The following is an 11,649-nucleotide window of genomic DNA, read 5'->3' as shown; positions in this document are numbered from 1 at the left end:
GCAGAAAATGGTACGGATAATAAGATAGAAAAACCCAATCTTATCCGTACCGTGGCGAAAACAGCAAGAATTATAGCAAGAATAACGACAAGCAGAACAGCAATAAGAACATCAAGCAGAACAGCAAGAATAACTACAATAAAAATCAAAATAAGAAATCACAAGGAAAATCATGAGAAGGAGTACAGCCAATGCTGAACACTGACAGAATTATAAAAGAACTGTACGCAAGAAAGCTTGAGCTTAGTCAAGCGATAGCGCGGGCGCGGAAAGATTTAAGGAATTCCCGGGAAGGGAAGCTCCGCATTTCTCATAGTAAAGGTTCGGCACAGTACTATTTGATAGCCGACAATGGTGATACCCGTGGCAAGTACATAAAAAAGGAGAACATTAAGTTTGTCAAGGAGCTGGCGCAGAAGGATTATTCAGAGAAGCTGATTATTAGGGCGGAAGCTGAATTGTCGCTCTTGGACAGTGTGATCGGTAAGCTTAAAGCATGTGATGCCACGCCGGAATCATTCTATTCTGAACTGCATATTGATCGAAAGAGCCTGATCTCGCCAATTCTTTTGGATGATGAAGAATTTGAGCAAAGATGGGAAACAGCAGAATACAGAACCAATCAGTTCAAAGAGGAAGAGAAAATATACCCAACGAAGAAAGGTGAAATGGTCAGGTCCAAATCAGAAGTAATGCTGGCTGATATGTACTACGAATTTGGAGTCCCCTACAGGTACGAGAGCGAGTTGGTACTTAAGAATGGTAAAAGAGTGTATCCTGATTTTACACTTCTTGATAAGAGCACAAGGCAGCTTGTATACCATGAGCACCTTGGACTTTTAGATGACGATAGGTATAGACTGCACAATCTTCAAAAGCTGGAAGAGTACCGGAAAAATGGGATATATTTTGGAAAAAATCTGCTTATAACATACGAAGCAGATGGATGTCCGCTAAATATGAAAGATATAAGAAAATGCACAAAGGAAATCTTCAAATGCTGATGAATATTGCAAACGCAGTATTTATGCGGGGTACCATTATGGAACCCCGCTTTTTCATGCATTTTTCTTGTAAAAAGAAGAATGTTGCGAGATACTGAATTCAACATCTGCAGGTGTGAAAAATTAATTTGAAAAGGACGGTTTATTATATGGTCGGATTTGGAGAGCAACTCAGAAGCGCAAGGGAATCAAACGGATTGACGCAGAAAGCACTGGCTGAGCAATTATATGTTACAAGGCAGACGGTATCCCGCTGGGAGTGCAGTGAGCGTTATCCCGACATTATTACATTAAAGAAAATATCCGAGATTTTGAGTGTTAGCCTTGACGACCTTTTATCCGGAAAGGAGATGACTAACGTGGTTGAAAAAAATCCTGTGGTGGAGAATAAGACAATTAATACTATTACAAGTGTATTGTATGCGCTTATAGCGATGTCTGTTTTTATGAAAATAGCTTTAGATATGGGCTTACTGTATATTCATGCTAATGAGAGGTTTGGAGGTTATTTTCCGCTTAGTGTTGAATTGGAGAGAATAATACTTTTGATTATTTTTTCTTACGGTATATATAGTGCTGTAAAAGATACATTGACGCCAAAGAGAATAGGAATAATTTTGCTTATTTATTTTGGGGCACATTTATTACTGGATGGCGGGATCAGGCTTTATAGTAGAATTCCGAATTATAGTCAGATGCTCAAACATGCAATGGATCCCGGCGGAGAAAAGTATGGTGTTGTTTCAAATAATCCCGGATCGTATTATATAATGATAATCAGAAGTGTATTTAAAATTGTGTGGACGACTATCATACCTTGTGCTTTGGGGGCAATAGCATCATTAGGCTTCTTTATACGCGATGGGAAGCGTAAGTTGTGGGTGAATATGCTAACGATTGCTTCGGGGCTGATAATACTTGATACTGTGCTCAGTTTTATTAAATACTTTAGGATGGAGAAATTTTATATTATAAATAATTCTATAGCTACTTATGATCATGCTATTGTTAATACAAACGTTTTTGTAGCTGACTTTTTACTTGGAATTGCATTATCTGTACTGATCATTTACCAGACATATACCTTGTACAGAAAGAGAAGAACGGCGTTGGACCTGGTAAATGAACCGTAGGGACTGGGGTAGAGACCAATTTATTCAAAGACTCTGCAAAGAAGCAGGGTCTTTTTTATTTTCAGCAACTTGTGGCTTTTTCTTTTTGCTATGGATATAATGGTTTTAGTTCATTAGACACACCGTGTCCGGTACGAAAAAACGGCATTCCTCGCTTTGTGTCGTGGTATTGTTCGGACTGATTTTTTAAACTTCAATTATCCAAGGAAAGGAGGAGAAAGATCATTGGACCAGAAAAAAGCAGGCAGATTTTTAAAAGAATTAAGACATGAAAAGCAAATGACACAAGAACAGCTTGCGCAGGTTTTTAATGTAAGCTCCAGATCCGTATCACGTTGGGAAACCGGAACCAATCTACCGGATATTTCTTTGCTGGTTGAGATTGCGGATTTGTATGATGTGGATGTCAGAGAAATAATTGAAGGAGAAAGAAAAAGCGAGATGATGGATAAAGAAGTAAGAGATGTCGCCACTAAGATGGCTGACTATGCTAATGAGGAAAAAGGCAGTCTTTTAAGGAAGATGCAGATAATTAGTTTCGTCGGTGTGTTGGTTTTACTGGTAGCTATTTTTCTGCAGACATTTCATAAAAGCTTGGACGAGATAAATAAAGGTATCTTGTTTGTTTCGTTTATAGCGCTTGTGATCATGGCGGTTTTAACGCTCTATGTGACAGGTCTTTTGGAAAAGATCACGAAGAATAAACGACTCGTTAAATGGATAAAGTTCGTTACAATAGTCGGAGTGATCGCAGCTTTTTGGCGAACGATCGTAATGACATTTATTGTGGGGATTCTTTTGTTGATGGTATCAAGCGCGAAGGTGGAAGTATATGATGACGTGTCTGCCTACAACGATTATATGAACTTTTCCAACGGAGCCTATGAAAAAGGCGTTGATACTCAGTGGACGAAGTGGGGCATGGACGAGACCATTTGGCCAAAAGAAATATCTAAGGAAATGAACGTTACAGACTTTAAGATGGTCTATTACAACCCGTGGGATGCGCAGTATTTGGGTTATATGGTCGTGGAATATTCCGAGGATGCTTATGCTGAAGAAGTAAAGCGGTTAAAAGAGTATGAATCTACGGAATATATCGGATACTATTGCGTAGAAGAAGAAAAAACATATGAGCTTCTTGCGGTAAACGCCGATCCATATCAGGGATTTATTTATGCTCTGACAGACGGAAAAGGCAAAATAATCTATGGTGAGCAGATATTCTGTAACTATTTCATGGACCTTGAATATGAGAAGTACATTCCAAAAGAGTATTTGCTCGATGGCTTTAATGCGACACAGGAATCGGAGTATTACCGGGAAAAACGTAAAGCGTTGGAAGGATGAATTTGGAAAAAGTATGAGTATAACTTACAAAAGACTTTCGGAAAAAGAACTGAGCACCATTATAAAAATGAGGATCGATCAGCTTACGGAGGAATACACGTCAGAGGGTAGGACTGTGCCAAAGGATGTGGACCTTGAAGCATCGCTGATGGATTTTTATAAAAGAAATATAGCAGCGGGTACTTATGTTTCTTGGCTAGCGCTTGACGGCGACAAGATAGTGGGAACAAGCGGAATGTCTTTTGCGGAAAAACCACCATACTTTACCTGCCCTTCGGGAAAGCTTGGGATCTTATCAAGTATGTATACCGATCCCGAATACAGAAGAATGGGAATAGCCACGCAGTTGCTTGACAGAGTGGTTAAGGAAGCCAAGGACTATGGCTGTGGAACCATCTATATCACTGCTTCGGACATGGGCGTTAAGCTCTACGAAGCGTACGGATTTAAGCACAACGGGAATTTTATGCAGTACAATTTTTGATGATTTGCCGAAATTTCATAGATGATATAAAATAATATAATTGGTGGGGAAAAGAGAAAAAGGAAAGAGGTAACTAAATATGAGTAAAATTTCTAAGAGCAGAGATGCGCAGATCGTATTTCAGTCTTTTTACTGCGCGCTTGCGGTGATTGCATGTGTGGGGAGCGTTGGTTTTTTTAACATGCAATTTGAAGGGGACTTCTATATCTTCTTCACCAACATCAGTAACTATCTATGTGCTGGCATTATGCTTGCCGAGCTTATTCAGACCCTAAGGAAAAAAGGCGATGGATATGTGACACTTAAGCCGGGACTTCGCGTGATAAGTATGCTTGGAATCATACTGACATTTTTGGTTTTCAACATCTTGCTGGCCGGCGACGCGGGAAGAGATCCTGCGCTTAATTATAAAGTTGAATGTATTCTGTGCCATGTCGTTTTGCCTATCATGTATACAGCTGATTGGGTATTGTTCTATGAGCATGGAACAATGAACTGGAAAATGCCGCTTCTGTCATCGCTGTTCCCGCTTACATATGTGGGATATGTATTCGCACATGCGGCACTGAGAAACTTTGACAGCAGCATAATGAATCACACAGGAACTAATCCGCTCATCTATCCGTATTTTTTCCTTAATCCGGAGAGAGTCGGGATACAGGGTGTGATCACTTGGGTTCTTGTACTGCTGGTATTTTTCATTGTATTGGGATTTATCTTTATGCTGATAGATCATGTGCTTGGAAGAAAAAAGCAAGCTGTGGTGCTGAAGCAAGCTTGCTAAATTAAATGAGAGAACAAATGATAAAACGGGCGGAACGCTGAAAAGGCGCTCCGCCCGCTTTTTTTTATCCAAGGAAAATATCGAATGAATAAAAGTTAGCGCATGCTAACTTTTTGTAGTATTATAGAATCACGTTTTTATAAAAAATTTGAGAGGGTTTATATTCCATGTACAAAATCGAGAAGAACACTGTTCAAGAAACACTGATAATACCTTTGATCGGAAGAAAAGTGTGCTCCGAACATTTCCCTGAGCTATTTAAAGATTCCGAGGCTGAGCGCATATGCTCAATGATCGATTATGATTTTGAAGAAAAGTGCAAGAAGATGGAGACCAAGACAGGTCTTCACGGAGCGCTTGAAGTTGCGCAGAGACAATATGGCCTCGCGTGGGAGGTAAAAGATTATTTGAAAAAACATCCGAAAGCAGCGGTAGTCAATCTCGGATGTGGCCTTGACGATACCTTCCGAAGATGTGATAACGGAACCTGCAAAGGCTACAACATCGACATGCCGGATGTGATAGAGATAAGAAATGAACTTCTGCCGCCTGCCGAAAGAGAGCAGAATATGGTTGCGGACCTCAATGACGAAGCATGGATGGATAAGATAGATGCTTCGGACGGTGCGATATTTTTTGCAGCGGGAGTTTTTTACTATTTTAAAAATGAAGCCATAAAGACGCTACTTTGTAAGATGGCGAAGAAATTCCCGGGAGGCGTAGTCGTTTTTGACAGCTGTAATAGGCGAGGCGTTCGAATGATGTCTAAGACCTGGCTTGAGGAAGCAGACATGGGAGAAGTAAATGTTTATTTCTCTGTGGAAGATAAATCCGAGATCGAAGCATGGAGCGACGATTTCGAATCCGTGACCGCGCGAAGCTATATGAGAGGCTATCGAGATATTTTCAGAGATATGAATCTGCTTCATAAATTTCTTATCATGTTCTGCGACATCGCGGTAAAGATGAAGATCATGAGAGTAGAGTTTAAGAAGTAATACAAGGAGTTCACATGGTAAAAACAGTATTAAAAATCGAAGGCATGATGTGCGGCATGTGCGAAGCACATATAAATGAAGTTATAAGGAAAAACGTACCCGGTGTGCAAAAGGTAAAGAGCTCTCACACTAAGGGTGAAAGCATGCTTGTTACAACAGAAGAACCCAATATCGAGGTTATCACACAGGCCATAGCAGGTACGGGATACAAGGTGCTCTCTTCAAAATCCGAGCCTTATGTAAAGAAATTTTTCGGACTATTTTGATACTAAATAACAAGGACGGGTGGAAAAATGATAAAAGTGACGGAATTGTCAGAGGCGGAACTGCGCGCCATTTCGATGGAAATCACAGACTCTTTTTACGATTATAAATATAACGAAGACGATAACGGATTCAAGAAATTTTTTTCAAGCAGAGAGGACATGTTTATCTACATGAGCGGAATCATAAAAGCTGCTTATAAATGCGGGCTTTTGTATACCACTTCCGAAAAAAGAGAAGGCTTCCTTGCTCTTACCGGAGAAGGCGTCGGATCGGTCAGCTTTGTCGAAGGAATGAAAATGATCTTTGCGGAGAAAAGAGCTCTTGGCGGATTTAAGAAAATGAAGGAGTTCGTCAAAGCCTGTTTTTCCAACGGACATTCCATTGAGACAAGAATAAAAAAGGAAAAAAGAAAATATATTAAAGTCGAAGTTCTTGTAGTCAGAAAAGAATATCAAAAGCAAGGTTTCATGAAAAAGATGCTTGAGGAGACATACGAGCTTGGCGATAAACTGGGAGTTCCCGTAATTCTTGATACCGACGATAAAGACAAGAGCGACAGATATGTACATCTTGGCATGAAACTCGACAGAGTAAGAAACTGCGGGGAGAAATTCCATATATACGATCTGATCAGAGAACCCATTTTGAGATGACTTCGGTCATCTCTTTTTATATGCAACAAAAAGGGTTTGTTTATTGTATTATTTATAGAGATGTATCACGAAACGGAGGGAAAAAGTTGGTAATTTGTCCTAACTGCGGCGCAGAGATAGAAAAAGACAGCACGCGCTGCCCATACTGCGGCTATATCAATATAGAAGGTGCTGAGAAAAAGCACCTGGCAGATATAAAAAAGATAAAAGACAAAATAGCGAAAAAGAAGGAAGAACCGGATAAGGCGCTTGCAAAAGGCTTTTTTAGAGGAATAGGAGTCATAATAATAACGGTAAGCATACTGGTTTTGCTTGCAGTGGCGTTTTTTTTGCAACTCAGGAGGGCATTGAGTGACGCTCCCAAGGAATTTCTTTCTCCTTCCGAACAGGCGGAAGCTTCGGCTTATAAAGAAATTGTCGGTGAACAGCTAGAGCAGGCGTATGAGCAAAAAGACATAGAAAGAATGGCGCAGATATTTGACAAGGCATATTCAGAGGACAGAGTAAATATCTGGGGTATCCCACACTACGAAACTGCTCGTGCATCAAGTTATTATATAAAGATCAAGAAGATCGAGGCTGACCTGGATAAAGGAAAGATTGAGAAAAAAGAGGCTGAGGAGATAACATACTACTGCTTCTGTTTATACTACGAATCATATGGTGATGACGGGGCCGAGATATTTGATCCTATTAGAGAAGATGAGATCATCCCGATCATAACTGACAGACTGGGATACACTATTGAAGATATGGAGAAATTCAGGGACAAGGTTATGGATCCTCCGTATGTTGATAGGATAAAGGTCCAAAGATGTACAAAGAAGCATTATAAAAACTATAAGTGATGAAGGACATGGAAAAATGAAGTGTAAGTATTGTGGAAGTAATTTGGGAATTGAAGATGCAGTATGCCCTTATTGCGGTAAAGAAAATGAACAGGCTGCAGGGTATCAGACGGAGAAAAAAGAATATAGTGATGAATATGAAGCGGTAAAAAAAGACGTCAAAGAAAAATCCAAACTCGCCGGTCGAATAGGAAGATTGATAGTTATTTCGGTTATGCTCGTTATCATTTTTTTAATGTCTATCTTCATCATTTCCAATTCTGATGTAGAGAGACGCATAAAAAGAGAAGAGTTTGAAATCTCAAGGGAGGTCGCTAAGAACAGAAGTGAAATAACAGCCACGCTGAAAAATATGGAAAAAAACAGAGAATATCTGGCAATGGATAATTATCAATTAAATTACAGTTTAAGAGCAAATAGTGATTTCGATGATTATTCAAGAGTATTTACAGCGGTTATAAACTACGGGGTAATTCATGATGATATTTTGAGTATTATAGACGGATATGATTACTATGGGGAGAGGACCAATAAAGACTGGTGCTATGATGCAGCAATTTATATCAGTGATTGGAACAAATATGTAGGAGGAGCATTCTGGGGGGATTCGGAGGATTCTCCGATGCATTCGGGAGAGCATGGAGAATTCCTACTTAATATCAAGAAAGAAACGCAGGATATGGTTCAGGTGTATTTTAAACTGACAGATGAAGAAGCATCATCTATGTGGGAAATGAGTGAGGAGGAACTTGGCGAGCTTTTGTATAGCAAGTGCAAGGACATTTATCCGGAGGAGAGTTCAGATGAGTAAAGAAAAGAAGAAAATAGATCCTGTAAATATAGTACTGGATATTGTTATAGTCATATTGATATTTGTAACGATCCGCGCCGGCCAAGAAGTAATGTTTTACAAAACCTTAGATGATGAGAGCGGTTTTACAGCCGATGCAGAGTTTATGTCATTTAGACTATCTGAAGGAGATTATGCAAGCCTAATACAGGACAAGTACATGAACGAATTTAATGGAAAAACAGAAGCTGTAGAGTATCATGCACTTGCGGATTATGTGGAAGCTTTGTATCTGTATAAGGTATATGACGTCAAGGGATACGTTAAAAAGGCAGAAAAGCAAAAGACAATAATGAATGAATCACGTCAAAAGATGGGTGATCTTACTGTATTTGCAGATAAAATGGACAAGAAATTTGAAGTCTTTGAATAAAAAACAGATAACTTTTCGGGAGGAGCAATGAATTCAAGAAACATAACAGATGTCGATGAGACAACGCGCATTAAATATTTCATCATGGGAGCGTTATTGGTAATACCGGTTATCATGATTACATTTTTTGTGCCAAGCAGTTATTTTGGCGGATTTATGGCGAATGTGATCCTAATATATTTGGCGTGGTATTTTTACTTTTTGCTTCTGACTTTCAAGAGTTCGGAAAAAAGAAAGCTATTCGAGAAAATTGCAGCAATAGTACTGATAGTACATCTTGTGATAACATTTGTATACGTATATGTGACCGGGAGGCCGTACGGAGAATCGGATGATCCGAGAAATGTCTTATATGTTTTGGCATCAGCATTACCGGTTTCATTAATAATCTTTGACCGGTCAAAAAAGCAGATTTTTAGTTATATATCTGTTGTATTAACTTATTTGTTGGAGATTCCGATTTATCTTTTTTCGCTATGGAGATTCAGTAATTTCAACATCTTAAAGCATTTGGGGCTAAAAGATATCATGTTTGGATTTGCGATCAGACTAGATTCAATCATCATCGGAGTTTTGCTGATAATAGTATTAAACATGATCAATAAAGGGAAACAGGTAAAGACAATCTTCTTTTTCGCACCGTTTATTATCAGTTACTTGTGGGGCTTTGTATTTGATACTATAAAATATGGATTGCCGATTTTGACGGAAGGAACCGGAAGGGAAGGCTTTATAAGATGCGTCGAATCATGCGTTATGAATGTCGGCTTTTGTAAGTTTACATTCGCAATAGCCATGATATGCATTTATAATAGAATGAAGATGAGAGAAGAAAATGCTGAGAAGGTGAGTGAAAGCTTATGAGCAAAAAGACGGTAAACATTTTAATCAAACTTGCGATCATTATTCAGGCGATCGCGGTTGCATTAGGAATAATCGTGACTGCATTTCAAAAAATATTGATTCCGGCGTTGTATCAAACAGCTATAGACAATGTATTTATATTATCTCCGGAGCTGATTTTTATGGGATTACTTACGGGTATATATGCCCTGTTTTTTGTGATTTATAATAAAAACACTGAAGGAAAGGTATCGGTCCTGGTACTGATCATAGTTGCAGCATTATTTCTTATGATGCGCGGCATTGTTATTACATTAGGACAATTATTTTACATTAATTATGGGATGATAGCAGTGTCAATGTATGCTGCATTGACAAATATTATTAGATTGGTTTTTTCGGTACTCGGAGTACCCGCCGCGATTTTGTTTTTTATATCAGCAGGATCATACTTGACTGATAGAAATAGATAGAAATTCAAAATCCTAGGAGGACACACAATGATAAAAGTATATTGCTATTCAAAATGTTCCACCTGCAAAAAAGCCTTGAAATGGCTTGATGACAATGGCGTTAAATACGAAAACATCGACATAAAAGAGAACCATCCGGACAAAAAGACGCTGAAAGACCTTAACGCAAAGAGCGGCCTTCCGCTTAAGAAGTTCTTCAACACAAGCGGAATGCTCTACAGAGAAATGGAACTATCCAAGAAGCTCCCAAACATTAGCGACGACGAGATGCTTGATATCCTTGCATCAGACGGAATGCTCGTTAAGAGACCCTTGCTCATAAAAGACAAAACCGTGCTCGCAGGCTTCAAGGAAGATGAGTGGAAAAAAGCAGTGTTGTAATAATGCGCTGAAAGGAGAAGCTATGAACGATATAGAAGCAATCCTTGCAAGACATTCAGTCAGAAATTATTTGGAAAAAAGAATCGAACCCGAAAAGGTTAGACTGTTAAACGAAAAAGTTGATGAGCTCAACAAGGAAGGAAATCTTCATCTGCAGTTCATCGAAGATGCGGGAGATGCGTACAATAGACTCCTCAACAAGGCCATGGGACTGGCTTCCGCACCGAGCGTTATAGCCTGTGTCGGAAAAGATGAAAAAGACTTAGAGCAAAGAGTCGGATATTACGGCGAGAAGCTCGTTCTTTTTGCGCAGACCCTGGGACTTAACACCTGCTGGGCAGGAACCTTCAACCGCAAGAAGATTGCAGCTGAGGTTTTGGACGGCGAGCGACTTATCATTTCGATTGCCATCGGATACGGCAAGAACCAAGGCAATCCTCATAAGTCAAAAGACATTTCGCAGTTATGCGAAGCGCCCGGCAGCAGACCTGAGTGGTTCGATAAAGGAATGGAAATGGCTCTTTTGGCGCCCACTGCGATCAATCAGCAGAGATTCCTGATCAAACTAAAAGACGACGAAACGATAGAATTCGTCGACAAAGGCGGCCCCTTCAGCCAAGTGGATCTAGGAATTGTAAGACGCCACTTTGAAATCGGGGCGGGGAAAACACAGCCGGCTGCAAAAAAATAAATTTTACAAAATCTAATTGACAAATACCCTATGGGGGTATATATTAATCTCAAAAGATTGGTATACCCCTCTAGGGTATTTTTATATCATAAAGGATGTACTGTTCGGTAGGAGGAAGAGATGGCAAGGAAGAAGGAAAATGCTCAAGATATGCATGATATGGAAGAGATGAACGGCAGCTGCCCGCACTGCTCAGGTAAGCATAAAGACAGAGAAGATAAAGAGAAAAAAGATCTCATAAACAGGCTTAAACGTATCGAAGGGCAGGTTCGAGGCGTAGAAGGAATGCTTGAGAACGATGCATATTGCACGGATATTCTGGTGCAGGTGTCGGCGATAACATCCGCGCTTAACAGCTTTAACAAGGTGCTTCTTGCCAATCACATGAAGTCCTGCGTTGCGGATAACATCCGAAATGGTAACGACGAGATCATAGATGAGCTTGTTGTTACATTGCAGAAACTTATGAAGTAAGCACTTTTCATTTTGTGCAGGGATATGAGCAAAAACCACACAA

General features: G+C 39.7%; 16 protein-coding genes. All 16 read left to right on the top strand.

The window, feature by feature from the left end:
• Positions 1-191: 191 nt before the first annotated feature.
• Entirely contained in the window at positions 192-1,004 is an 813-nt protein-coding gene (locus D6856_RS13505) for a hypothetical protein (RefSeq protein WP_120687336.1), read from the top strand.
• A gap of 149 nt (positions 1,005-1,153) precedes the next feature.
• Positions 1,154-2,137, top strand: coding sequence for a helix-turn-helix domain-containing protein (locus D6856_RS13500; RefSeq protein WP_120687335.1), 984 nt, complete (start codon positions 1,154-1,156; stop codon positions 2,135-2,137).
• A 225-nt stretch (positions 2,138-2,362) separates the two neighbouring features.
• A complete protein-coding gene (locus D6856_RS13495; protein WP_120687334.1) occupies positions 2,363-3,487 on the top strand; it encodes a helix-turn-helix domain-containing protein in 1,125 nt (374 codons plus the stop codon).
• Between the two features lie 13 nt (positions 3,488-3,500).
• A complete protein-coding gene (locus tag D6856_RS13490) occupies positions 3,501-3,971 on the top strand; it encodes a GNAT family N-acetyltransferase (protein ID WP_120687333.1) in 471 nt (156 codons plus the stop codon).
• A 79-nt stretch (positions 3,972-4,050) separates the two neighbouring features.
• Positions 4,051-4,755, top strand: a complete 705-nt coding sequence (locus D6856_RS13485) for a Pr6Pr family membrane protein (RefSeq protein WP_199704166.1) — start codon at positions 4,051-4,053, stop codon at positions 4,753-4,755.
• A gap of 167 nt (positions 4,756-4,922) precedes the next feature.
• Positions 4,923-5,753, top strand: coding sequence for a class I SAM-dependent methyltransferase (locus D6856_RS13480; protein WP_120687332.1), 831 nt, complete (start codon positions 4,923-4,925; stop codon positions 5,751-5,753).
• Positions 5,754-5,767: 14 nt separating this feature from the next.
• Positions 5,768-6,019 (top strand): heavy-metal-associated domain-containing protein, encoded by a 252-nt coding sequence (locus D6856_RS13475; protein ID WP_120687331.1) that lies wholly within the window; start codon positions 5,768-5,770, stop codon positions 6,017-6,019.
• 27 nt (positions 6,020-6,046) lie between these two features.
• On the top strand, positions 6,047-6,673 hold the full coding sequence (locus D6856_RS13470; RefSeq protein ID WP_120687330.1) for an N-acetyltransferase: 627 nt from the start codon (positions 6,047-6,049) through the stop codon (positions 6,671-6,673).
• A gap of 86 nt (positions 6,674-6,759) precedes the next feature.
• Positions 6,760-7,521 carry a zinc ribbon domain-containing protein gene (locus D6856_RS13465; RefSeq protein WP_158588956.1) on the top strand — a complete coding sequence of 254 codons (762 nt, stop codon included), beginning with the start codon at positions 6,760-6,762 and terminating at the stop codon, positions 7,519-7,521.
• A gap of 16 nt (positions 7,522-7,537) precedes the next feature.
• Positions 7,538-8,332, top strand: coding sequence for a zinc ribbon domain-containing protein (locus D6856_RS13460; protein ID WP_120687328.1), 795 nt, complete (start codon positions 7,538-7,540; stop codon positions 8,330-8,332).
• Entirely contained in the window at positions 8,325-8,744 is a 420-nt protein-coding gene (locus D6856_RS13455; RefSeq protein WP_120687327.1) for a hypothetical protein, read from the top strand. The genes D6856_RS13460 and D6856_RS13455 overlap by 8 nt, the downstream gene beginning before the upstream one ends.
• Before the next feature lie 27 nt (positions 8,745-8,771).
• A complete protein-coding gene (locus D6856_RS13450; RefSeq protein WP_120687326.1) occupies positions 8,772-9,608 on the top strand; it encodes a hypothetical protein in 837 nt (278 codons plus the stop codon).
• On the top strand, positions 9,605-10,060 hold the full coding sequence (locus D6856_RS13445; RefSeq protein WP_120687325.1) for a hypothetical protein: 456 nt from the start codon (positions 9,605-9,607) through the stop codon (positions 10,058-10,060). The genes D6856_RS13450 and D6856_RS13445 overlap by 4 nt, the downstream gene beginning before the upstream one ends.
• A gap of 27 nt (positions 10,061-10,087) precedes the next feature.
• Positions 10,088-10,441, top strand: a complete 354-nt coding sequence (locus D6856_RS13440; protein ID WP_120687324.1) for an arsenate reductase family protein — start codon at positions 10,088-10,090, stop codon at positions 10,439-10,441.
• Between the two features lie 22 nt (positions 10,442-10,463).
• Positions 10,464-11,132: a nitroreductase family protein gene (locus tag D6856_RS13435; RefSeq protein WP_158588955.1), complete on the top strand. Its 669-nt coding sequence runs from the start codon at positions 10,464-10,466 to the stop codon at positions 11,130-11,132.
• Between the two features lie 159 nt (positions 11,133-11,291).
• Positions 11,292-11,606: a metal-sensing transcriptional repressor gene (locus tag D6856_RS13430; RefSeq protein ID WP_199704175.1), complete on the top strand. Its 315-nt coding sequence runs from the start codon at positions 11,292-11,294 to the stop codon at positions 11,604-11,606.
• Positions 11,607-11,649 lie beyond the last annotated feature (43 nt).

Source organism: Butyrivibrio sp. XB500-5 (assembly GCF_003625505.1).
Classification (GTDB): Bacteria; Bacillota; Clostridia; order Lachnospirales; family Lachnospiraceae; genus Butyrivibrio.
The sequence above is the reverse complement of the archived record's forward strand: the minus strand, read 5'-3'. Positions and strand labels throughout refer to the sequence as shown.